The 23,418-nt window shown below is 65.1% G+C and carries 19 protein-coding genes; 6 read left to right on the forward strand and 13 right to left on the reverse strand.

Annotation, left to right across the window (positions count from 1 at the left end; genetic code table 11):
• Nucleotide 1 precedes the first annotated feature (1 nt).
• Nucleotides 2-739 (reverse strand): molybdate ABC transporter substrate-binding protein, encoded by a 738-nt coding sequence (gene modA / locus ACFPQ5_RS10755; RefSeq protein ID WP_379754782.1) that lies wholly within the window; start codon nucleotides 737-739, stop codon nucleotides 2-4.
• Between the two features lie 108 nt (nucleotides 740-847).
• Here modA and ACFPQ5_RS10760 point away from each other — a divergent pair, with 108 nt between their 5' ends.
• A complete protein-coding gene (locus ACFPQ5_RS10760) occupies nucleotides 848-1,600 on the forward strand; it encodes a TOBE domain-containing protein (protein ID WP_379754785.1) in 753 nt (250 codons plus the stop codon).
• A 25-nt stretch (nucleotides 1,601-1,625) separates the two neighbouring features.
• On the opposite strand, the gene ACFPQ5_RS10765 is transcribed toward ACFPQ5_RS10760, so the two are convergent.
• From ACFPQ5_RS10765 to ACFPQ5_RS10795, 7 genes are all read right to left on the reverse strand, one after another.
• Nucleotides 1,626-2,234 carry a PH domain-containing protein gene (locus tag ACFPQ5_RS10765; protein WP_379754788.1) on the reverse strand — a complete coding sequence of 203 codons (609 nt, stop codon included), beginning with the start codon at nucleotides 2,232-2,234 and terminating at the stop codon, nucleotides 1,626-1,628.
• A 110-nt stretch (nucleotides 2,235-2,344) separates the two neighbouring features.
• Nucleotides 2,345-3,874, reverse strand: coding sequence for a dienelactone hydrolase family protein (locus ACFPQ5_RS10770; RefSeq protein ID WP_379754791.1), 1,530 nt, complete (start codon nucleotides 3,872-3,874; stop codon nucleotides 2,345-2,347).
• Nucleotides 3,875-4,045: 171 nt separating this feature from the next.
• The gene (locus ACFPQ5_RS10775) at nucleotides 4,046-4,681 is read right to left on the reverse strand and encodes a Rossmann-fold NAD(P)-binding domain-containing protein (RefSeq protein ID WP_379754794.1); all 636 of its coding nucleotides are present in this window, start codon (nucleotides 4,679-4,681) and stop codon (nucleotides 4,046-4,048) included.
• 24 nt (nucleotides 4,682-4,705) lie between these two features.
• Nucleotides 4,706-5,389 carry a hypothetical protein gene (locus ACFPQ5_RS10780; RefSeq protein ID WP_379754797.1) on the reverse strand — a complete coding sequence of 228 codons (684 nt, stop codon included), beginning with the start codon at nucleotides 5,387-5,389 and terminating at the stop codon, nucleotides 4,706-4,708.
• A 557-nt stretch (nucleotides 5,390-5,946) separates the two neighbouring features.
• Nucleotides 5,947-6,087, reverse strand: coding sequence for a hypothetical protein (locus ACFPQ5_RS10785; RefSeq protein WP_379754800.1), 141 nt, complete (start codon nucleotides 6,085-6,087; stop codon nucleotides 5,947-5,949).
• Complete coding sequence (locus ACFPQ5_RS10790; protein ID WP_379754802.1) at nucleotides 6,084-6,695, reverse strand: hypothetical protein; 612 nt, start codon at nucleotides 6,693-6,695, stop codon at nucleotides 6,084-6,086. Before ACFPQ5_RS10790 ends, ACFPQ5_RS10785 begins: the two co-directional genes overlap by 4 nt.
• Complete coding sequence (locus ACFPQ5_RS10795; RefSeq protein WP_379754804.1) at nucleotides 6,686-8,518, reverse strand: acyl-CoA dehydrogenase; 1,833 nt, start codon at nucleotides 8,516-8,518, stop codon at nucleotides 6,686-6,688. Before ACFPQ5_RS10795 ends, ACFPQ5_RS10790 begins: the two co-directional genes overlap by 10 nt.
• A 113-nt stretch (nucleotides 8,519-8,631) precedes the next feature.
• Here ACFPQ5_RS10795 and zwf point away from each other — a divergent pair, with 113 nt between their 5' ends.
• A complete protein-coding gene (gene zwf, locus ACFPQ5_RS10800; protein ID WP_379754807.1) occupies nucleotides 8,632-10,104 on the forward strand; it encodes a glucose-6-phosphate dehydrogenase in 1,473 nt (490 codons plus the stop codon).
• Between the two features lie 3 nt (nucleotides 10,105-10,107).
• Here zwf and ACFPQ5_RS10805 read toward each other — a convergent pair whose 3' ends face one another.
• Nucleotides 10,108-10,680, reverse strand: a complete 573-nt coding sequence (locus ACFPQ5_RS10805) for a hypothetical protein (protein WP_379754810.1) — start codon at nucleotides 10,678-10,680, stop codon at nucleotides 10,108-10,110.
• Nucleotides 10,681-10,884: 204 nt separating this feature from the next.
• Between ACFPQ5_RS10805 and mqo the strand changes: the two genes are divergently transcribed.
• Together mqo and ACFPQ5_RS10815 are read left to right on the forward strand one after the other, a co-directional pair.
• On the forward strand, nucleotides 10,885-12,474 hold the full coding sequence (gene mqo, locus ACFPQ5_RS10810; protein WP_379754813.1) for a malate dehydrogenase (quinone): 1,590 nt from the start codon (nucleotides 10,885-10,887) through the stop codon (nucleotides 12,472-12,474).
• Nucleotides 12,475-12,682: 208 nt separating this feature from the next.
• On the forward strand, nucleotides 12,683-13,342 hold the full coding sequence (locus tag ACFPQ5_RS10815) for a trimeric intracellular cation channel family protein (protein WP_379754816.1): 660 nt from the start codon (nucleotides 12,683-12,685) through the stop codon (nucleotides 13,340-13,342).
• A gap of 50 nt (nucleotides 13,343-13,392) precedes the next feature.
• Here ACFPQ5_RS10815 and ACFPQ5_RS10820 read toward each other — a convergent pair whose 3' ends face one another.
• Nucleotides 13,393-14,337 (reverse strand): cupin-like domain-containing protein, encoded by a 945-nt coding sequence (locus ACFPQ5_RS10820; RefSeq protein ID WP_379754819.1) that lies wholly within the window; start codon nucleotides 14,335-14,337, stop codon nucleotides 13,393-13,395.
• 146 nt (nucleotides 14,338-14,483) lie between these two features.
• Here ACFPQ5_RS10820 and ACFPQ5_RS10825 point away from each other — a divergent pair, with 146 nt between their 5' ends.
• Nucleotides 14,484-15,134, forward strand: coding sequence for a hypothetical protein (locus ACFPQ5_RS10825; protein ID WP_379754822.1), 651 nt, complete (start codon nucleotides 14,484-14,486; stop codon nucleotides 15,132-15,134).
• Nucleotides 15,135-15,144: 10 nt separating this feature from the next.
• Here the strand turns inward: ACFPQ5_RS10825 and ACFPQ5_RS10830 are convergent, their stop codons facing one another.
• The 3 genes from ACFPQ5_RS10830 to ACFPQ5_RS10840 form a co-directional block, all read right to left on the reverse strand.
• Nucleotides 15,145-17,673: a sensor domain-containing protein gene (locus ACFPQ5_RS10830; RefSeq protein ID WP_379754825.1), complete on the reverse strand. Its 2,529-nt coding sequence runs from the start codon at nucleotides 17,671-17,673 to the stop codon at nucleotides 15,145-15,147.
• A gap of 116 nt (nucleotides 17,674-17,789) precedes the next feature.
• The gene (locus ACFPQ5_RS10835) at nucleotides 17,790-19,106 is read right to left on the reverse strand and encodes an MFS transporter (RefSeq protein ID WP_379754828.1); all 1,317 of its coding nucleotides are present in this window, start codon (nucleotides 19,104-19,106) and stop codon (nucleotides 17,790-17,792) included.
• 84 nt (nucleotides 19,107-19,190) lie between these two features.
• Nucleotides 19,191-19,658 (reverse strand): Lrp/AsnC family transcriptional regulator, encoded by a 468-nt coding sequence (locus tag ACFPQ5_RS10840; RefSeq protein ID WP_379754832.1) that lies wholly within the window; start codon nucleotides 19,656-19,658, stop codon nucleotides 19,191-19,193.
• 142 nt (nucleotides 19,659-19,800) lie between these two features.
• On the opposite strand from ACFPQ5_RS10840, the gene ACFPQ5_RS10845 reads away from it, so the two are divergent.
• A complete protein-coding gene (locus ACFPQ5_RS10845; protein ID WP_379754835.1) occupies nucleotides 19,801-23,349 on the forward strand; it encodes an indolepyruvate ferredoxin oxidoreductase family protein in 3,549 nt (1,182 codons plus the stop codon).
• The last annotated feature ends 69 nt before the right edge of the window (nucleotides 23,350-23,418 follow it).

A 23,418-nucleotide genomic window follows, 5' to 3' on the forward strand; every position in this document is an offset into this window, starting at 1 on the left:
CTCAGTGTTCGTAGCCGTAGGCGCGCATCACCGCCCTCACCTTGTCGATGCGCAGGTACTGCATGAATGCGGCCGCCGCCTTGTTGTCCTTCGCTTTGGCCAGCAGGATGGCGTCCTGACGGATCGGCGTGTGCATCGAGAGCGGCACGATCCAGGCCGAGCCTTCCTTCAGCTTCCCGTCCGCCTGCACTTGCGACAGCGCGACGAAGCCCAGTTGCGCATTGCCGGTGGCGGCGAACTGGTAGGCCTGGCCGATGTTTTCGCCCTGGACGAGTTTGGGGCGCAGCGTGTCCAGCAGGCCCAGTTTGGTGAGGGTCTCGTACGCGGCCGCGCCATACGGAGCGAGCTTGGGATCGGCGACGGCCAGCCGTTCGAACTTGCCGGCCTTGAGCACGGCGCCATGGGCGTCGACCAGCTCCGCCTGCCGGCTCCACAACACCAGCCTGCCGACCGCATAGGTGAAGCGGCTCCCGCCCAGGCCTTCGCGCTCCAGCCGGGCGGGCGTCGCGTCGTCGGCGGCGAGCAGCACGCCGAAGGGCGCGCCGTTGACGATCTGCGTATAGAACTTGCCGGTCGAGCCGAAGGAGAGTACCGCCTTGTGGCCGGTATCGGCTTCGAACATGGGCGCGATCTTCCGCATCGGCGCCGTGAAATTGGCGGCCACGGCCACCTGCACCTCGGCCGCCTGTACGCTCCCCGCTACCGCCAGTGCCGCCGCCAGCATGCTCAAGCACTTCATGACCCGCCTCGCTATTCCAGATTCGAATAGCGCCACTCTAGCACATCCCGTCCGGCGCTATTCATTTCAGGAATAGCGCGCCCGCTTTCAGGCTGCTAATATGGGCCGATGAAAGCGCAACCTCTTCCTTTAAACGACGTGCTCGGCTTCGAGGCCGGCGACAAGCGTATCGACATCCTGCGCCGGGTCGGCGAGGCCGGTTCGATTTCGGAGGCGGCCCGTGCTGCCGGCGTGAGCTACAAGGCCGCCTGGCAGGCGCTGGAAACGCTGGCCAATCTCGCCGGCACCCCGCTGGTGGAGAAAGCCGTGGGCGGCAGCGGCGGCGGCGGCGCCAGGATCACGGCGGCCGGACGGCGCGTGCTGGAAGCCGCCGGCGAGATGGCGCTGGCACGGCGCCGCATCCTCGAACGCTTCGAACATGGCGACGCCAGCGGCCGTGCGGCGCTGGCCCTGCGCACGAGCATGCGCAACCAGTTTCCCTGCACGGTAGGCACGATCAAGGCCAACAAGGGGCAAGTGCGCGTCCAGCTGCTGCTGCCCGATGCCAGCGCCCTGTATGCGCGCATTACCCGCGAGAGCATGCAGTTGCTGGGCCTGGCGCCGGGCCTTCAGGTACTCGCGCTGTGCAAGGCCACGGCCGTGCGCGTGGCCGAACACATCGAAACGAAGGCGGAAGGCAACCAGCTGGCTGGCGAGATCGTCAGCGCCAGCCGCTCGGCCGCCGGCGGCGAAGCGACGGTGCGCCTGGCCAGCGGCGTCCAGTTGGTAGGCTTCGCAGCGGCCGGCGCGGGTCTGAAAGCCGGACGCCAGGCCATGGCCTCGGTCGACGAGGCCAGCATCGTCATCGGCGTGCTGAACTAGTCCGGCAGGCCTGGCGTCCCGGGCCTCAGTTGTGGATGTACTTCGTGAACACGTCGCTGAAATCGCGTTTCGTATGCGTGTCGAACATGGCCGTGTTCAGCGCCTTGAGCAGGTCGTTGAATTGCGTGACCAGCCCGCCCTCGCCCGGCGCGATGTTCAGCTTGTGCACCGAGGCCGTGGCGTCGAGCGTGCGCAGCGCGTTCTCGCGCGAGACCGCATCGCGCTGCTGCTGCTTGCCGATGCTGATCAATGCTTTGTAGATGTCCTTCAGCTGTTCGATGAAGGACTTCTTGACGTCGATCGAGAAGGCCGTGCCGTCCAGCTTGAACTTGAGCTCGATGTCCATGTCGAGCGTGCCGGCGGTCTCGATGCTCACGCCCGAGATCTGGTGCGAGGAATAGTCGTAGCGCTTGATGGTGCGCTTCGAGGACACGGCCGAGTCGCCGTCGACGTGGATCAGGGCCAGGTTGGTGAAGCAGTACTCGTCCTTCTTGCTCTTGATGAGAAAGAAGATCTGCTCGCCATCTTCATTGAACAGGTAATCGTCGGCATCGACCTTGCTGTAGTCGGCAGGACCGACGATGACGCCGATATCGCTGATGCCCAGCGCTTCCGCCGCGAGTTTCTTGAACATGTTCGTCCTCGTGTGATGAAAACAGCGACATTAGCACTGTTTAGTTAAGGAAAGTATCTAAAAAAGCCGGAATGGTCATGTGTCAAACGCCGGCCCGGCCAAGGATGTGCTTATTTCGCCACCCCGGCCCGCAGCGCCTCGATCCGGCCCATGGCGTTGAGCTGCTTCTTGTCCACCGCGACCGCCTTCTCGTAGGCCGCGATCGCCAGGGCGGTCTCGCCGAGCGCCTCGTAAGCCTCGCCCTCGCTGTCGTAGGCGTTGCCGTATTTCGGCTCGATGTGCGTGGCCAGCTTGAACAGCTGCACGGCTCCTTGCGCGTTCGTCGCGCCCAGCAGCTGGTAGCCCAGGGTGTTCAGGTTCAGCGGATTGAGCTTGAAGTCGGGCGAACGCGTCGACATGTCGGCGTAGATCGCCTGCGCATCCTTGTATCCGGCTTGCGCGAAGGCGCGCAGGAAGTCGCCTTCGCCCAGCAGTACGGCGCTGGCGGGACGGAATTCCATCGACAGGGTGTGCGGGCGGATTCCGTGACGCGCCGGCGACGCCTTCATGAAGGCCAGCGCATTCGCGTCTTCGTTCAGGTAGGCGTCGAGGAAGCGGTGCGTGTACAGCGCCACGCTGCGGTAGGCCTCCAGCACTTCCTCGCGCCGGTAGTCGCCGAAGGCCGCATCCGGCGAGAAGCGCAGCTGCCAGGAGCTGAAGTCCGGGTGCGTCATCGGCGGCGCCGTCGTGACGTAGAGGTCCGAATACTTCATGGTGTTGAGGTAGCTGGCGCCCAGCTTGTCGTCGCGCTCCATCCTCTCGGCCGTCGGCGCGCGGGCGCCCAGGAACAGCATCGGCACCGCGGTGCGCGCCGGCCGCACGTAGGTGGCGGCGCCCCAGATCTTCGGGTGGAAGCGGATCGAGCCGTCCAGGCTCACCAGCGCCTTGAAGCGGTTCGAGCGCGCGGCGGCGAACACGTTGGCCATGCCGCCCCAGCTGAAGCCCGCGGCCGCCATCTTCGTGATGTCGGCCTGCGGCAGGGTTTGCGCATAGTTGGCGAGGAAGGCGATGTCGGCGGCCTGCGCTTCGATGCCGTCGACGTCGTCGGTCATGACGGCGGTGCGTGCGCCCAGGCTGCGGCTGGCGATCACGACGTAGCCCTGGCTGGCCAGGTATTCGCACAGGTCCAGGTTTTCGTGCGCGAAGGAGTTGTAGCTCGGCGCGTAGATCACTACCGGAAAGCGCCCGTCCGCTGGCGCCGCGCCGCGCACCGCCAGCGTGGCCGCGCCGTAGACGGCCTTCTGCGGCCCTGCCAGCCAGGCCGCGCGCTGCTGCGCCGTTGCCGCGGCCGGCACGGAGAAATCGGTGTCGCTCAGGCTGGCCTGGCGGTAGTCGGCCACCAGCATCGGCGCGCCGCCGCTGCGCCTGGCCGGATACCAGACCAGGGTCTGGATCGGCCGTCCGGGCGCCGCGGGGGCCGCCTTGCCGAAGGCGTCGACCTTCGGTTCCAGCGCGCGGCTGTAGTCGTACTGTTGGACGATGCGCAGGCCGACGGCATGGGGGCCGGCCTCGGGAATCAGACCCGACGAGACGGACGAGGGAGCGGCCGCTCGGGCACTGCCGGCAATAGCGGCGAGGATCAGAAAGGAGCGGAAAACCATAGAAGTATTTCCTGTTAAGAGATGCTGAACAGTAAACTTCATTCGTTCTTGTATGCCGCACGGTGCGACAAACTGTCGAAATTAGGGAATGGACTGCGCTCTACCGGTACGTTGTCGAGCAATACTGAAGCGGAACTGCGCACGAACTGCTCGACTGGCACGACGAAGTGATCACCTTCTCTCAAAAATATGGTTCTGCAGAGAACTCTTGAAATAGCCATTTGGGACCGATTGCTCAAACGCCGCAGAAATACGGGCTGCAACCTGACATGACCATTCTCCGACGCGTTTGTCGCGTAGAACTTCAAGCCAGCTTTCGGAATTAGTCGGGCAGTCAATGACATTCCGTTGCCGCAATGCTCTGATGAACTTCGGGTAATCGTCAAGTGGGCGCTGAGGATCAGGTTTGTCTTCTTCCACGAAGCTCTCCCACCGGTCCGGTTTCATGTGAACGACGGCATTTCGAATCGCATTCAACAGCTTGAAGTCCTGAAATGCCTGGTCCCCCTCGTTCCATGTTGAGCCTGAAAACACGAGTAACCCCATGTGGTATTTTACCAAGAGGGATTCTTTGCGCTCTTCGAGTTCCCTCATAACTGCAGCGTAGCCATCGATTACAGGCTGGCGTTGCGCCGTCGGAACCAACCGAGCGAGTCCGGCAGACTCATTAATGAACGCTTCAAGTGCCGACACACTAAACATAATCGCGATAATCGCGTTGTCCGACCTTTGCCCCCTTGACTTCGCGGCTTTTTTAGCAATCTTGTAGAGGTCTTGCGCATGGAAGTAGCCCGTGATTTTTATCATTTAATCGCGATTCTAATAATCATTTCATCTAATGGGGAAATTACTTTTAATGCTCCTTGCATTCTGAACGTTCGGGTCATTTTTTGCCCATTCCGAAAAGGCCTCATAATTCTTGAACTCGCGGCCACGGACCCGGCGAGCATTGGAAAACGCAAATATTCCAATCGGAAATCCAGCTGAGCCGCCGCCCTTATCGCCCTCAATTAACCACCGGATATAAGCTGTGAACTGTTGCTCATCCAGCCCATTTTCAGCGTTCAAAGTACTTCGTATCAAGTTGATTGCAGAGTCAACAACGTTTTCATCGTCAAACGTGCCTTCGACGTGCTCACACGAAGCTAATACTTCTAGTCGACAAACTAATAACCGATAAATTCCAGCGAAACAGGTGAGATCCCCGTCTCTGGGCTTCACTCCCCACGCGGCGAAGTGACCCTTATCATGCAGCGCTCGGGCCTTTGAATTGCTTGCAAGGCGACCGCATAACGCGCAGGCCGAAGGCTTTCTATCCTCGCTTTTTAAACCGAACTTGTGAGATTTGAATTCAACAATAAAAAACCTGTCCCCAATGCCGAAAAATTCGTCAGCATTCCAATAACGGTCGGTGCCACTGGCTGGAGCATTCATATCGTCAACGTCAACCGCTGAACACTCGTCCCGCAATTCATGACGAAAAACTTCTGTAACGCTGTCTTCTCTTCCACTCATAGTCAGAACCTTTAACGACCACGTTATAATAACCAACACCAAAGTGTCGAACTTGCTTGTCGCACATCAATATATTGATTTTATCGACATTTGGCAATACGAATAGGAGAATCTTCGAAACGATTACGCTGATGATGGAGTATGACGTTTCTCGCACACCGTATGCTCTCAATCCTTTTCGGCTGAACAATGAAGTAGGGATCGGATCCAACATTCGGACACGACCTATACCGTATTTGCAGGCTGATGGTTAAGGCCTTGTCCAGATATCAACCCTGACTCTGGCTTGTGCTGCTGCCCGACACGCAGGCCGATTGCATGGGCCGGCCTCAGGAATCAGCCCGGATCAGGCAGTCGGGGAAAGGCCGCCTAGGCACTGCCGGCGACCACGAGGAAAATCAGAACGGAACAGAGCATCATGGGGCCTATTCTGTTATGTGATGCTCGACGGTAAACCGATGACAAGCTAATCGCCGGCGCCGCGCAACGGACTGCCGAAATGCAGGAATGAAACGTCAAGATGTCGAACAGCCTGGCCGGCTACGATGCCGCTACCTTCAGTCGCCTCTCTTATCATCTTCGTGCAATTCCTCCTCAAGCTCCTTTTCGAAGGTCTCGCGGTCGCGCGCATTCCGGCGCAGCACCCAGATGACCAGTAACAGGGCCAGCATCGCGCACAGCACGACCATGCCGGTCATGGCGCGGCGCCTTCGAATGCGGCCTTCGCGGCCAGGAAGCGCCGCAGCGCCGTTTCCGGATCGAGGCCGGCCATCACCAGGTTGACGACTTCCTTCTTGTCGCCTGATGTGATGCTCTTGCAGGCCTCGCGGTGCGCACAGAAGAAGGCGTACCACGCCACTTCCGCCGGCCGTTCCTTACGCGGCTTGAAGCGCACCGGCACCGCTGCCTGCGCGGCGCGTACGTACTCGGGCAGGGCCTGCGCGAGCGGCGACCAGTCGAAGCCGGCGGCTGCCCTGCGCTCGGCGTCCCAGTCGCCGCTGTCCGGACTTGGCCGCAGCGTCGCCGGATGCACGGCCAGCCGCGCCAGGTCCGGATAGCCCTGCGCGGCGCAGAAGCTCGAGACGAAGCGCAGCTTGGGAGCGATGCCGAGCACCTCGGCGCGGTCCATCGCCGCATCCTTCGGATCGAGGAAGCGGCCGAGTTCCAGCAGTTCGGCATACGCGATCGGCTCGGCGCCCTTCTTGCGCACGTGGTGCACCAGCGCCTCGGCCAGGCGCGCGCCGATCTCGATGTCGTTGAGCGTGAGCTGGAACGTCGCGTTGTCGGTGCCGGCCATCAGAACCATGCGTCCTGCATGTCGAGCGTGGTCGTGTCGATCGTTTCCAGCAGGTCGAGCTGCTGGGCCGACTTCGGCAGTTCCCAGTTGAAGAAATAGCGGCAGGCCTGCAGCTTGCCGCGATAGAAATCGTCGTCGCCCTTTTTCGCCGCGACGATGGCCTGCTCCAGCCACATCCAGGCGATCACGACGTGGCCGACCGCTTCCAGGTAGAGGCTGGCGTTGGCCAGGGTCTTGTTCATGTCGCCGGCGCCGTAGAGGGTTTGCGTGACCTGGCCGATGCGTGTCCACAGCGCTTCCAGCTGACCCGCGTAGGCATGCAGGTCGGCCGCGTCGGCCGCGCGCGCCTTGACGATCGTACCGGTCACCTCCTCGCTCACCGCCTTGAACAGGGCGCCCTGCTGGATCGATACCTTGCGGCCCAGGAGATCAAGGCCGTGGATGCCGTGGGTGCCTTCGTGGATCGGGTTCAGGCGGTTGTCGCGGTAGAACTGCTCGACATTGTATTCGCGCGTGTAGCCATAGCCGCCATGGACCTGGATCGCCAGCGAGTTCGCCTCCGTACACCACTGCGAAGGCCAGGACTTGGCGATCGGAGTCAGGAAGTCGAGCAGCATGCCGGCGCGGGCCTGCGCCTCGGGCGAGTCGCCGGTGCGCTGCTCGTCGACCAGGCGCGCGCAGTACATGATCAGCGCCAGCGCGCCTTCCGTATAGGCTTTCTGGGCCAGCAGCATGCGGCGCACGTCGGTATGCTCGATGATCGCGACCTGCGGCTTGGCCGGGTCCTTCTCGGCCGGATGACGGCCCTGCGGGCGGTTGCGCGCGTAGTCGAGCGCGTGCAGGTAGCCGGTGGCGCCGAGCACGGTCGCGCCCAGGCCGACGCCGATGCGCGCCTCGTTCATCATGTGGAACATGTTGGCCAGGCCCTTGTGCGGCTCGCCGACCAGGTAGCCGATCGCACCGGCGCGCCCTTCCGGCTTGAACCTGCCCTCGCCGAAGTTCAGCAGGCAGTTGGTGGTACCGCGGTTGCCCATCTTGTGGTTCAGGCCCGCCAGCGCGATGTCGTTGCGCTCGCCGATGGAACCGTCCTCATCGACCAGGTACTTCGGCACGATGAACAGCGAAATACCCTTTACGCCGGGGATCAGCTTGCCGTCCGGGCCAGGAATCTTGGCCAGCACCAGGTGCACGATGTTCTCGCTCAGTTCATGCTCGCCGGCCGAGATCCACATCTTGTTGCCGCGCAGCCGATACTGGCGCTCGCCCTCGGGGCCGTCCACCGGATCGGGCTCGGCGCGGGTCGTGATGTCGGACAGGCTGGAACCGGCCTGCGGCTCGGACAGGCACATGGTGCCGAAGAAGCGCCCGGCCAGCTGCGGGCGCACGAAGCGCTCCACCTGGCGCGGCGTGGCGGTCTTGAGCAAGGTATTGGCGTTGCCCATGGTGAGGAAGGTGTAGGCCGAGGTGGCCACGTTCGCCGCCGTAAAGTAGGCCGCGATCGCGCGGTCGACCACGTAGGGCAGCTGCATGCCCTCGTATTCGTAGTCCTGTCCGGCCGCCATGAAGCCGGCCGCGCAGAAGGCGTCGAGCGCGGTCTTCACCTCCGGGATGATCGTCACGCGCTCGCCGTCGAAGTGCGGCTCCTGGGCGTCGCTCTTCTTGTTGTGCGTGGCGAACAGGTCGGTCGCGATCTGCTCGGCGCTGTCGATGGCGGCGTTGAAGGTCTCGCGGCTGTGGTCGGCGTAGCGCGCGCGGCCGGTCAAGGACTCGACGTTCAGCCATTCGTACAGCAGGAAGTCGATGTCGCGGCGTTTCAGGATGGTCGATTCCATAAGTCCCCTGTTATTGTCGTTCGATTGACGAAAGCATAACCGATCCGCCGGGCGATCGTGCATTGCAATCTAGGCTATAGTATCCGCCACCGAAACTGCTTCGAGCCCAGACCATGACCCTCGCATCCGCCTCCGCACCCGACAATGCCCTCCCCCTCGACATGACCATCTTCGGCGGCATGGGCGACCTGGCCATGCGCAAGCTCCTGCCGGCGCTGTACATGGCTTACCTGCACGGTAACCTGCCGCCTTCGACCCGCATCCTGTCGACCGGCCGCCAGCACATCGACCGCGAAGCCTACCTGGCCCACGTGGAAGCGAATTCGCGCGGCTTCATCGCGAAAGAGAATTTCAACGACAAGACCTGGGACGGCTTCCTGCAGCTGCTGCACTACGTCGAGCTCGACGTCCAGAACGCGCCGGACTTTTCAAGCCTGGCCGCAGCCTCGCGCCACGGCGCCGAGCGCGTGTTCTACCTCTCGACCGCGCCTTCGCTGTTCACCACCATCTGCGACAAGCTGGCCGCCGCCGGCCTGGTCGACGCCAATGCGCGCGTGGTGCTGGAAAAGCCGCTCGGCACCGACCTCGCCTCGGCGATCGAGATCAACGAAGCCGTCGGCAAGCACTTCGCCGAGTCGCAGATCTACCGCATCGACCACTACCTCGGCAAGGAAACCGTGCAGAACCTGATGGTGCTGCGCTTCGGGAACTCGATCCTGGAACCGATCTGGCGCGCGCCGAACATCTCGAGCGTGCAGATCACCGTGGCCGAGGAAGTCGGCGTCGGCAGCCGCGCCGGCTTCTACGACGGCACCGGCGCGATGCGCGACATGGTCCAGAACCACCTGCTCCAGCTGCTGTGCATCGTCGCCATGGAACCGCCGACCTCGCTCTCGCCGGACGCCGTGCGCGACGAGAAGCTGAAGGTGATCCGTTCGCTGCGCCGCTTCGGCCTGGCCGACATCGCGCGCGATACCGTGCGCGGCCAGTACGGCCACGGCGTCAGCGGCAACCAGGAAGTGCCGGGCTACCTGGAAGAGAAGAACGTGCCGCCGGATACGCGCACCGAAACCTTCGTCGCCCTGCGCGCCCACATCGACACCTGGCGCTGGTCGAAGGTGCCCTTCTATCTGCGCACCGGCAAGCGCATGGCGCGCCGCTCCTCGAAGATCGTGGTCGAATTCGCGAATCCGCCCTTCCCGCTCTTCCCCGGCGCACCGGGCGGCGTGGCGAACCGCCTCGTGATCGAGCTGCAGCCGGAGGAAGCGATCAAGCTGCAGATCATGGCCAAGCAGCCCGGCAGCGGCATGCAGATGCAGCAGGTGGCATTGAACCTCGACCTGCAATCGGCCTTCCAGCAGCGCCGCGCCGAAGCCTACGAGCGCCTGCTGATCGACGTCGTGCGCGGCCGCCTGACCCACTTCATGCGCCGCGACGAACTGGAAGCGGCCTGGGAATGGGCCGATCCGATCATCGACGGCTGGGCGACGCTGGGCGAGAAGCCGCACGCGTATGCGGCCGGCTCGTGGGGTCCGCCGGAGTCGTTCGCGCTGCTGGCGCGGGATGGGTTCAGCTGGGTCGAATAAGGCTCAGCGCATGCGGGTGACGTGGGCGTCGCGGCGCGGCGTCCACCCCAGCCGCGCTGCGATCAGCTGGCGATAGCGGGTGTCGATGTGGGCCGGCGTGCTCCGAACGTATTCCTCGGCCAGCGCCCGCTGCTCCGGATCGAGCCCGTTCAGCCGCGTCACTACCTCGTCCGCCGTCGCGATGCGGCCGTTCTCGCCGCCGAACTTGGCCGGTAGTGCGGTCCACACGGCGGCATCGATCGCGCGCGCGCGCAGCCAGGCGGCGATGCGCGCGTCCACGGCAGCGCCGTCCACCGGCGGAATGCTGCCGATCCACTCCGGCCGCCCGGCCACGATCTTCTCGCGCGCACCCAGCATGGCGCGGGCCGCGTCAATACTGTCGGTGTCGAGATAAGCCCAATAGGTCGGCATCGGCGCCGCGCCTTCGCACAGCACCAGCGCCACCTCGGCGCTGTCGTCGCTGTCGCGCACGAACTCCAGCGGCAGGCGCGGCCCGCTCGGATGCCAGCCCGATGCCAGTTTCAACGGTTCCGGCTTCCACAGGAGGGAGCCCCAGGCGATGCAGACGATTTTCATGGCACACGCATAGAAAAAAAGGCCAGTCTAGCCCGTCGACCGGAAACGCCGTGCACGGCATCCGATCAGTACTATCCGATATTACAGGAATGAAATACTGCGCTTAAAATGATCCGATAAAACAAGATGGGGCGACCCGCACCCACCAGATGCAGCTGGAGACCACACCCCCATTTGCAATCAGAATTATCGGAAATCAGCTTCATGCGTAAATTGCTTCCAGTTGTAATCGCCTGCTCGATGCTCGCCTCCTGCGAGAAAGCGCCACCCGCCGGCAGCGACAAGCCGGCCGACGTGCTCCTGATCGGCGCCGGCGTGATGAGCGCCACCCTCGGCACCATGCTTGCCGAACTCGATCCCGGCCTGAAGATCGAGATGGTCGAACGCCTCGATTCCGTCGCCGCCGAAAGCTCGGACGCGATGAACAACGCCGGCACCGGCCACTCCGCGTTCATGGAACTGAACTATACGCCCGACCTCCCGGACGGCACGATCGAGACCAAGAAAGCGGTCGACATCAACGAGCAGTTCGAAGTGTCGAAGCAGTTCTGGGCTTATCAGGTCAAACAGGGCTACATTGCCGACCCACGCAGCTTCGTCAACAACGTGCCGCACATGAGCTTCGTGTGGGGCGACGACAACGTGAACTTCCTGCGCAAGCGCTACGCCGCCCTGCAGCAGGAGAACCTCTTCAAGGGCATGCTGTACAGCGAAGACCACGCGCAGATCGCCAAGTGGGCGCCGCTGGTCATGAACGGCCGCGACAAGAACCAGAAAGTTGCCGCGACCCGCATGGAGATCGGCACCGACGTCAACTACGGCACCCTGACCCGCACCATGGTCAAGAACCTGGCCGAGAACAAACACATGGGCCTGCACCTGCGTCACGAAGTGCGCGACATCAAGCGCGGCGTCGACGGCCTGTGGAACGTCACCGTCAAGGATCTGGCAAGCGACAAGCTGCAGACCGTGCGCGCCAAGTTCGTCTTCATCGGCGCCGGCGGCGGCGCGCTGCCGCTGCTGGAAAAATCGGGCATCCCGGAAGTGAAAGGCTACGGCGGCGTGCCGGTCGGCGGCCAGTTCCTGGTCACGACCAATCCGGATCTGGTGAACCAGCACCACGCCAAGGTCTACGGCAAGGCCTCGGTCGGTTCGCCGCCGATGTCGGTTCCGCACCTCGACACCCGCATCATCGACGGCAAGAAGACCCTGCTGTTCGGCCCATTCGCCACCTTCTCGACCAAGTTCCTGAAGAACGGTTCCTGGATCGACCTGCCGTCCTCGATGGGCACTGGTAACATCCGTCCGATGCTGCAGGCCGGCTATGACAACATCCCGCTGACCAAGTACCTGGTCGAGCAGGTGATGCTCAATCCGGAAGACCGCCTGGCGACGCTGAAGGAGTACCTGCCGAACGCGAAGCTGGAAGACTGGACCCTGGCCACCGCCGGCCAGCGCGTGCAGATCGTGAAGGATTCGCCGAAGGGCGGCCTGCTGCAGTTCGGTACCGAAGTCGTGGGCGCCGCCGACGGCAGCATCGTGGCCCTGCTGGGCGCCTCGCCGGGCGCCTCGACCGCCGCGCCGATCATGATCAAGGTGCTCAAGCAGTCCGCCTTCAAGGGCCAGCTCGAGACCCCGGCCTGGCAGGCGAAGATGAAGGAGATGGTGCCGTCGTATGGCCAGAAGCTCAATAACGACCCGGTACTCGCCAACCGCATCCGCCAGGGCAGCAGCGAAGCGCTGGGCCTGAAGGCGATCACGCTGGACGTCCCGGCGGTCGTCGCACAGAAGTAGGGTGCGCACTCTGTGCGCACGCGGTTGTACGTTTGCGTCTCGGTAAGCACCCGTTGTACCGCTACAAAACAAAAGCCCCTGTCCGCAGGGGCTTTTATTTTGTCCATACAGCGCGGCGCGTTATCATGGCGGGTTCCGCCCCGCGCCAATCCCACACCCAAGGCTAGTAATCGTGTTCGACGTCCTCTCCCTCGACATGGGAGCCGCCATGAAAACCCTGGTACTGACCCTCGACCTGGTCGGCACCTTCGTCTTCGCCCTGTCCGGCGCCACCGCCGGCGCGCGCCGCCGCCTCGACATCTTCGGGGTGCTGGTGCTCTCCTTTGTCGCCGCCAACTCGGGCGGCATCGTGCGCGACCTGCTGATCGGCGCGGCGCCGCCGGCCGCGATCAGCGACTGGCGCTACCTCGCCGTCTCGATGCTGGCCGGCGTCGTCATCTTCTTCTGGTACCCGCTGATCAACCGCCTGCACAGTCCCGTGCTGTTCTTCGACGCGGTCGGGCTGGCGCTGTTCTGCGTGGCCGGCGCGCAGAAGGCACTGGTTTACGGCCTGGAGCCGATGATGGCGGCCCTGCTCGGCATGCTGACCGGGATCGGCGGCGGCATCGCGCGCGACGTGCTGCTGTCGAACGTGCCGGCCGTGTTCCGCTCCGACATCTACGCGGTGGCCGCGCTCGCGGGCGCCGCAGTGGTCGTGATCGGCGACGCGTTCCAGCTGCCGACCACGCCGACCGCGATCGCGGGCGCGCTGCTCTGCTTCGGCCTGCGCATGCTGGCCGTGCGCTTCGACTGGCATTTGCCGCGGGCGCGCGTGCCGGAGCATACCGGCAGCCAGCGCGAAGTCGACGAGCGCGACGACAACCGTTAGGCTTTCGGGTTACATTGCGAAACGCGTGGAGTCAGGACTCCACCCTACGATTATCTCGATGCGTAGGGTGGAGTCCCGACTCCACGCGGCGCCGTGTCGAGCAGCATCGGCCCGGTGCGCGACCAACGGTTCGAGGACAGCGAGAAGCTCAGCGAACGCACCTGGTGGAACCACCCGGCCGGCACGTACAACAGGTCGCCCGGCTGCACCGTCAATTCCAGCAGCGCCGCCTGGCGCGCCAGCGGAAAGCGCTCGTAGTCGGGCGCTTCCGGATCGAAGGGGGAGCCGAACAGCAGCGCATTGGCTTCCTTCGGATACAGGAATTCATCGTGATGCGGCGGCGCCAGGATGATGCGCTTGCTGCCCCAGATCTGCACGAAGAGGTTGTCGTCGTAGTCGGCGTGCAGCGGCGTCACCGTGCCCGCGGGGCCGAGCCAGAAGCGCGGCGGGCCGGGTTTCTCGAAATACGCGGGCCAGTGGCAGTAGCGGTTCAGTTCGCGCAGTTCCAGGTTGCCGAGATAAGGCGGCAGGCCCTCCGTCCCGGCGGCGGCCAGGTCGAGGTAGTCGCGCATCGACATGTCCCGCATCGCGCGGTCCGGCGCAAAGGCGGTGTTGACGTAGTCGCCGACGCGGGCGCGCACCGGGAGTGCGGGAAAGCGTTCGCGCAGGGTTTGCGGCGTCAGCTCGGCCAGCGGCCAGCGCGCGGCCACGCCGGGAATCAGGAAAGGCAGGCCTTGCAGCGCCTGGAGGCGGAATGCGGCGGCGTCGAGCTTGCCGAGGCGCGGGACGGCATCGGGCACCGGCAGGTGCCGCGACGCCTCCTTGATTGCGGTGCGCATCGCCTCGATCGACTCCACGCCGCGCATCCGGGCGTCGCGGCGCGCCCTCGCTTCGAGCTTGCCGTTCACGTCGCCGTTCGAGAGGGTCGCCGCGAGCAGGGGCGGCAGGCGCTCCAGTGCGTTTGCGGGTTCCTGCGCCTCGTCTTTCTCTACCATGCTTCCTCGCCGCCTTCTGCCTTCGATCCGGGCAGCAGCATAGCGCATCGCGCGGCGATCATCCAGTCGTCATGGCCGCAATTAGGCTTTACGGGCACGCCGATCGCTTCTACCATGCACGGTTTGACCCTGCGCCCACCTCCGCCATGATTCTCGCCTCCCTTGCCCGCCGCCTGCTCGTCGTCTTCCTGCTCCTGCTGCCCTTCCAGCTGTCCGCCCGCGAGCCCAGCCACGGGGTGCACGGCATGGTGCTGTTCGGCGGCAGCGATGGCCTGTACGCCTCGCACCTGCCCCTGTTTCATGCGCCGCACGACAACCAGGTCGTCCTGAAAGTGCGCTTCGAAGACCCGGCACTGGATCGCGCCATGCGCGCGCGGCTGGACGGCAAGACCGCCCTGTGGACGCTGGAACCCGAAGCCTTTGCCCTGCATCGCCTGGCGCCCGGCAGCGCGGCGCCCCTGCGGGCTTTCCGCGCCAACGTGGTCAAGGGCCATTTCGAACGCGACGGCACCATCCGCGAACGCGGGGCCGCCTTGGTTGTCGAGCAGGTCGTCCTGTACCGGACCCTGTCGCCGCAGCCGGCCGTACATCCGGTCGCGCGCTACCTGCCAGTTGGTGGCTTCCTCGTGAAACTGATCGACAACCGCCCCGACTTCGAGCACATCGTGCTGCTCGCGCATCCCGCCAGGGGCCCGGTCGAGATCGCGAAGCATGGCGTCGAGGCCGACCTGCCGGCCCTGGCGCGCCAGGCCGCGGTGACCGGCACGGTGTACTACGAGACGGGTGACCTGCGCTGAGCGCGAGGCCTCAATGCAGGGCCGGCGGCAGGTCGCGCGCACGCAGCAGCTGCTCGAAGGGCGCGGCCGGCATCGGCTGGTGGAAGTAGAAGCCCTGCCCGTAGTCGCAACCGGCGTGGCGCAGCAGCTCGGCCGCCTGTTCGTCGCCGATGCCCTCCGAGATCACGCGCATGCCCAGCGTGTGCGCCATCGCGATGATGGTGCGGCACAGGGCCAGCTGGCGGCTGTCGGTCTGCATGTTGCCGACAAAAGCGCGGTCGATCTTCAGGAATTCGAAGCGGTATTGCTGCAGGTAGGAGAGCGATGAATAGCCGGTGCCGAAATCGTCCAGCGCCAGCGCCAGGCCCCGTTCCTCGAGTTCGCGCAGGCGCTCCTCGACGTTGCGGTCGTGCTGCAGCAGCGTGCCTTCCGTGACCTCGATGACGATCGCATGGCGCGGCAGGCGCTGCGAGGCCAGGAACTCCATGCAGCGCGCGAAGCTGGCGCCGCCCTTGGCGATCTGCAGCGGCGAGACGTTGATGCTGACCTGGATCTCGCATCCTTCGCCCCGCCAGCGCGCGGCGTCGCTCACCGCCGTGCGGAACACCCACTCGCCGATGTCGAAGATCAGGCCCGTCTCCTCGGCCAGCGGGATGAATTCCACCGGGCTGACCCAGCCGCGTTCCGGATGGCGCCAGCGCAGCAGGGCCTCGGCCTTCACGATCCGCCCCGTCGCCAGCTCGACGATCGGCTGGTAGTGCATCTGCAGCTCGCCGCGCGCGACCGCCTGGCGCAGCTCGTCGCTGGTGCGGCGCCGCTCCTGGGCCCGCGCCTGCATCGCCGGCGAGAAGTAGGCGAAGCGGTTGCGGCCGAGGTGCTTGGCCGCGTACATGGCCTGGTCGGCGTGCTTGAGCAGGCTGTCGGCGTCGCCGCCGTCGGCCGGGAAGTGCGTCACGCCGATGCTGGCCGACACGTGCAGGGTTTCGCCCTCGATCTGGAAAGGCTGCGACATGGCCTCGATGATGCCGTGCGCGACGCGCTCGATCACGTGCGGGTCTTCGTTATCCAGGCTGTCGAGGTCGACCAGCAGCACCGTGAACTCGTCGCCGCCGATCCGGGACACGGTGTCCGTTTCGCGGGTGCAGCGCAGCAGGCGCTGGGCCGCTTCCTTGAGCAGCTGATCTCCGACCGGATGCCCGAGCGTGTCGTTGACTTCCTTGAACTGGTCGAGGTCGATGTACAGCAGCGAGAAGGCCGGATGCTCGCCGCGGTGAGTGTTACGGATGGCCTGGCGCAGGCGGTCGAGGAACAGGTGGCGGTTCGGCAGGCCGGTCAGGCTGTCGTAGTTCGCGTGGCGCCAGAGCCGCTCCTCGTCCTTCTTGGCCTTGGTGATGTCGCTGGCGATCTCGATGTAGTGGCGCACGGCGCCGTCGGCGACCCGCACCGCAGTGAGCGAGCGCTGCTCGGCGATCGGGTGGCCGTCCTTGTGCCGGCTCCATACCTCGCCCTGCGCATGCCCGGTCCGTAGCGCCTGCAGGCGCAGCGCCTCGTGGCGGCCGTCGCGTTCCATGCCGGCGTCGTAGACCTCGCCGGTCTGGCCGATGATCTCGTCGCGCTCGTAGCCGCGCATGCGCGTGAAGCCGGGATTGACCATGACGATGCAGCCGGCGCTGTCGGAAATGGCGATCGCGTCGCTGCTGTGCGCGAACACCAGCGAGGCACGCTCCATCGCGTCTTCGGCTTCCTTGGCGCGCGTGATGTCGGAGCATGCGCCGAACACCCGTTCCAGCCGGCCGTCGCCATTGCGCAAGGCGCGGCCCTGGCAGCGCAGCCAGATCCAGTGGCCGTACAGGTGGCGCATGCGCAGTTCGAGCGAGAAGGTGTCGTCCACGCCCGCGCGCAGGCGCGCCAGCGTCCCGAGCGCCAGCGGCAGCTCGTCGGGGTGCACCAGGCGCGGCAGCCTCAATGTCTCGAGCTCGTAACTGTCGGACGCGAAGCCGAGCAGCTGGCGGCATTTCTCGGAAACGAAGACGCGGTCGCCGGCCGCATGCCAGTCGAAGGAACCCGAGCCCGAGGCTTCCAGCGCCAGGCGCGAGCGTTCTTCCAGCTCGGCCAGGCGCGCCTGGGCCTGGTGGCGCTCGGTGATGTCGTGCACGGTCCCGATCAGCAGGCGCCCCAGGCCGTCGGGCGCGGGGGCCGGCGTCACCGTCACCTCGCCCACCTTGCGGCCGGTCGGATACTCCGAGATTTCGTCCCAGTGCACGCTGGCGCCGCTGTCGAGGGCGCGGCGGTAGTTCTCACGCACCAGGTCGATCGATTCGGGCGGGATCACTTCCTCGACGAACTTGCCGACCACGGCCGCGGGCGGAATGCCGGTGGCGGCCTCGAAGGCCGCGTTCACGTAGACGAAGCGGTAGCGCCCGGACGGCAGCACCTCGAGCACGAACATGACGTCGCGGATGCGGTGCTGGAGGAAGGAGAAGACGCTGGCCTCGATCGCTTCGCCCGGGGTGGGAGCGGCGGGTGCGGCGTCGGCGGGCTCGTGCGGGGGCGAAGTCATCGGCAGTGTTCGAGAGGTTGGACGAGGTTCTGCCAATGGCGCATTGGATCCCGGCCGCCCCGCCCTTCTGGCCGATATGTCAATTATATAATCAACATCGCGCTACCGGCCAGAACCTATTCCAGCGCGCGGTTACGCGATTCCACGTCCACGCACAGGATCGCCACGGCCCCCGCCGCCAGGAAGGCGGCCAGCATCGCCAGCGACAGCGTGAACTGGGTCGCCATCACGGGCGCGACGATACTGGGGGCGAACAGGCCGCCGAAGCGCGCCACCGCCCCCGCCGTGCCCATGCCGCTGGCGCGCAGCTCGGTCGGATAGACCTCGGGCGTGAACGCGTACAGCGCGCCCCAGGTGCCGAGCAGCGCAAAACTCATCAAGAGGGTCGAGCCGACCACCACCGGCGTCGTGCTGCCCAGGCTGTAGCACAGGCAGCCCGCGGCGCTCAGCAGGAGGAAGCCGACCAGCGTCGGCTTGCGGCCCCAGCGCTCCACGCCATACGCCGACAGTGCGAAGCCGGGCAGCTGCACCAGCGCCAGCAAAATCAGGAATTCCTGTCCGCGCATGAAGCCGAATCCCTCGGCACTCAGGCGCACCGGCAGGTAAACGAACACGCCGTAATAGGCGATCGAGATCAGCGCCCAGGCCAGGAACAGGGCCAGGCTGCGCCGGCGCAGGGTGCCGTCGAACAGTGCGGACAGCGAGCGCTTGACCGGGTGCTCGGGCTGCAGCGCCGGAATCGGCTCGCTGCGTCCGTTGACGCGCGCGATCCGTTCCAGCACGGCACGCGCGCCTTCCGCATTCCCGCTGCGGTTCAGGTACATGGGCGACTCCGGGATCGACAGGCGCAGTACGACGCCGGCCAGGGCCGGGATGCCGGTGACGAAGAAGATCACGCGCCAGGCATCGTCTCCCCAGCGCAGCGCGACCAGGGCCAGCACCGCGAGGAAGATCGTGCCGACGGCCCAGAAGGATTCCAGCAGCACCAGCCAGCGCCCGCGCCGCTCGGCGGGCAGGAACTCGGCCATCATCGTGTAGTCGACCGGCAGCGTGCCGCCGACGCCGATCCCGGTGAGGAAGCGCAGCACCAGCAGCCAGGTGAAATCGGGCGCGAAGGCGGAGGCGACACCGAAGCAGGCATCGACCACGACCGCCGCCATCAGCACCGGGCGACGGCCGATGCGGTCGGCCAGGCGCCCGAACACGAAGGCGCCGATCAGCATCCCGACAAAAAACAGGGTCCCGGTTTCGAGCGCCTGCGGCACGGCGATGCCGAAGGTTTTGGCAATCGAGGGCGCGCTGAAGCCGATCGACAGCACCTGCATCGCGTCGGCCATCCAGACCAGGCCGAAGATCAGGAACAGCCGGTACTGGAAACGGCCGACGCCGGCGATGTGGATGCCCTGCTCCACGGTGGCGGCTGATGTGGACATCGTGTTGTTCTCCATGTGAATGCCGCCAGTGTCGCGTAAATATCCGGCTGGAACCGTGCAATGGGAAACACAGCGGCGCAAAAATTACAGGGGCAAGGCGGTCTCGTACTTCACTTCGCGCAGCGCGACGCTGGTATTGATCTGCGAGATGCCAGGCAGCTTGACCAGCACGTTGTGCAGGAAGTCGTGGTAGTCGTCCATCGAGGAAAACACCATCTTGACCGTGTAGTCGAAAGTGCCGGTGACTTCATAGCACTCGAGCACCTCGGGACGGACGTTCATCGCGTCCTCGAAGGTCTTGACGGTGCCCTCGGTATGCCCGGTCAGCGAGATGTGCAGGAAACAGATCACCGACAAACCTACTTTCCTCCGATTCACGAGTGCGACATAGCGCTCGATGACGCCGGTCTCCTCCATCTCCTTCTGGCGCCGCCAGCAGGGAGAGGTCGACATCGCCACCCGTTCGGCCAGCTCGGCGGAAGGAATGCGGCCGTTTGCCTGCAATTCGCGCAGGATTTTGATCGACTGCTTGTCGAGGGTAGGATTTGCCATTTTTGGTGCCCGCTTAGGAATGGTTTGCCTATTCTATCGCCCATAACGCAAAAACCGGCAAATTAATTCTGGCCGATTCACTAAGATGGTTCCCAGCCCCGCGGGCGCACGCGCGCATCAACAAGAACATACTGGAGACCCCATGGGAGACATCCCGAAGCACCTCGATCAGCCGCAGACCACCGACCTGGTGTACCCCGACTACCGCCTCGACGATAATCTCGTGCGCGAGGACGGCCGCGTGTTCATCACCGGCACCCAGGCCCTGCTGCGTATCGCCATCATGCAAAAACGCATGGACGCGCGCGCCGGCCTGAACACCGCCGGCTTCATCAGCGGCTACCGCGGTTCGCCTTTGGGCGCGGTCGACCAGGAAGCCTGGCGCGCGAGCAAGGTGCTGCAGGCGCACGACATCGAATTCCTGCCGGCAATCAACGAGGAACTGGGTGCGACCGCCGTGCTGGGCACCCAGCAGGTCGGCGCCGACCCGCAGCGCAAGGTCGATGGCGTGTTCGCGATGTGGTACGGCAAGGGCCCGGGCGTGGACCGCGCCGGCGACGCCCTCAAGCACGGCAACACCTACGGCAGCTCGCCCCTCGGCGGCGTGCTGGTCATCCTCGGCGACGACCACGGCTGCGTGTCGTCCTCGATGCCGCACCAGAGCGAGCAGGTGATGATGGCTTGGTCGATGCCGGTCATTAATCCCGCCAACATCGAGGAATACACGGCCTTCGGCCTCTACGGCTGGGCCATGTCGCGCTTCACCGGCAACTGGGTCGGCTTCAAGGCCATCTCCGAAACCGTGGAAGGCGGCGCGGTCATTGAAGCGGGCCTGCCTGCGCCCTTCGCGGCCAAGCCCGACTATGTCTATCCGGCCGACGGCCTGCACATGCGCTGGCCCGACCTGCCGAGCCTGGCATTGGAAGCGCGCCTGGAAGAAAAGCTGCGCGCCGTCGCCGCTTTTGCCGCCGTCAATTCGATCGACCGCACGGTCGTGGCTGCGCCGCACGCGCAAGTGGGCATTATCAGCGCCGGCAAGGCCTATCTCGACCTGATGGAAGCGCTCGAGCGCATGGGCCTCACCAAAGCCCGCCTGGAAGAACTGGGCGTGCGCATTTACAAGCCGGGACTGACCTATCCGCTGGAGCGCACCCGTCTGCTCGCCTTTGCGCAGGGCCTGAGCGAAATCCTTGTGGTCGAGGAAAAAGGCGCGGTTATGGAAGAGCAGCTGAAGAGCGCCTTCTACAACCTCCCAAGCGAATCGCGACCAGCGATCCTCGGCAAGACTCGCCTCGACGGCACGCCGCTGCTCTCCGCCCTGGGCGAACTGCGCCCCTCGCGCATCGCCCCGGCCCTGATCCATTGGCTGGCGCCGCGCTTCCCGGCGCTGGCGCTGGAACAGTTTCTGCCCGCCTTCTGCAAGGCCGAAGCCCTGTCGAACAAGGGCGACGGCGTCAAGCGCACGCCCTACTTCTGCTCCGGCTGCCCGCACAACACCTCGACCAGGGTGCCCGAGGGCAGCCGCGCGCTGGCCGGCATCGGATGCCACTTCATGGCGACCTGGATGGACCGCTCCACCGTCAGCCTGACGCAGATGGGTGGCGAAGGCGTGCCCTGGGTCGCGGCTTCGCGCTTCACCAACGAGAAGCACGTGTTCCAGAACCTGGGCGACGGCACCTATTACCACTCCGGCTACCTGGCCATCCGCCAGGCCATCGCCGCGCGCACCAACATCACCTATAAAATCCTGTACAACGACGCGGTCGCCATGACGGGCGGCCAGCCGGTGGACGGCAAGCTGACCGTGCCGCAGATCCTGCAGCAGGTCGTGAGCGAAGGCGCGGCCTATGCGGTCGTCGTCACCGACGAGCCGGAAAAGTACGAAGGCATCAAGCTGCCCGAAGGCGTCGAAGTGCATCACCGCAGCGAGCTCGATGCGATCCAGCGCCGCATGCGCGAGATGCAGGGAGTAACGGTGCTGGTCTACGACCAGACCTGCGCCGCCGAGAAGCGCCGCCGCCGCAAGAAGAACAAGAACGGCCATGTCGAATTCCCGGACCCGGCCAAGCGCATGGTGATCAACCCGGCCGTCTGCGAAGGCTGCGGCGACTGCGGCGTGCAGTCGAACTGCCTGTCGATCCTGCCGCTGGAAACGGAACTGGGCCGCAAGCGCCAGATCGAGCAATCGTCCTGCAACAAGGATTATTCGTGCGTCGAAGGCTTCTGCCCGAGCTTCGTGTCGGTGCTGGGCGGTAGCTTGAAGAAGCCTGCCGCCGCCACGATCACGCTAGCCGACCTGGAAACCATCCTCGTCAAGCACCCGCTGCCTGCGGCTCACGACTTCGCGCGTCCATTCGAGATGCTGGTGGCCGGCGTCGGCGGCACGGGTGTCGTGACGGTGGGCGCGCTGATCACGATGGCGGCCCACCTGGAAGGCAAAGGCGCCTCCACGCTCGACTTCATGGGCTTCGCGCAAAAAGGCGGCGCCGTGATGTCGCACGTGCGCCTGGCCGCGTCGCCGGCGCACCTGAACCAGGTCCGCATCGACCTGCAGCAGGCCGACGCCATCCTCGCCTGCGACCTGGTGGTGGCCGCGATGCCGGACGCCCTGGCAGTGATGCAGCGCGACGTCACCCGCGTGGTGGCCAATGAGCGCGAGATCCCGACCGCCGACTTCACCGGCAATCCGGACGCCATCGTGCCGAAGGAAGAACTGCTGGCCAAGCTGCGCGCCTCCGGCAGCGACGCCGGCACTTTCGTGCTGAATGCGCAGGACGTGGCGCTCGAGGTGCTGGGCGATTCGATCGTCGCCAACATCCTGCTGATGGGTTACGCCTGGCAGCTTGGCCTGATCCCGGTCGGCCTGCCGGCCATGATGCGCGCCATTGAACTCAACAACGTCGCCATCGACATGAACAAGCGCGCGTTCACCGTCGGCCGCGTGCTGGCCGCCGACAAGGACGCGCTGGCGCGCCTGAAGCGCTCGGATGCGAAGATCATCCAGTTCGCCGCGCCGAAGTCGTTGGAAGAGATGGTCAGCTTCCGCCGCGAGCAGCTGACGGCCTACCAGGACGAGGCCTATGCGCAGCGCTACGTGGAACTGGTCGGCGCGGTCGAACGCAAGGAACGCGAAGTCGCCGGCGACGCCTCGAAGCTGCCGATCACCCGCGCCGTGGCGCGCAGCCTGTATAAACTGATGGCCTACAAGGACGAGTACGAAGTGGCGCGCCTGCACGCCGACCCGGCCTTCCGCAAGATGATCGCCGAGCAGTTCGACGGCGACTACACGCTGCAGTTCCACCTGGCCGCGCCGCTGGTGTCGAAGAAGCGCCCCGGCACCGACATCCCGGCCAAGCGCACCTTCGGTCCGTGGATGATGAAGGGCTTCGAAGTCCTGCGCCACTTGAGGTTCCTGCGCGCGACGCCTTTCGACCTGTTCGGCTACACCGACGAGCGCCGCCTTGAGCGCGCGCTGCGCGACGACTACATCGCGCTGGTGCAGACGTTTGCGTCTACCCTGACGCTGCATAACCGCGAGGCGGCGTTGAAGCTGGCGCAGCTGCCGGAGAAGATCCGCGGCTATGGCCACGTCAAGCTGGCGAACCTGGACAAGCTGCGGGACGAGCAGAAACGCTTGGTGGAGGAATTCAAAGCCCCGGCGAATGTGATCCAGATCCGCCGCGCGGGCTAAGTGGGGGACGGCCGCTGCGGCACTCGCATCGGCCTTTCGTAGGGTGGGCACTCCGTGCCTACGCGGTAC

The organism is Massilia suwonensis (assembly GCF_042655665.1).
GTDB classification, from domain to species: Bacteria; Pseudomonadota; Gammaproteobacteria; order Burkholderiales; family Burkholderiaceae_D; genus Telluria; species Telluria suwonensis.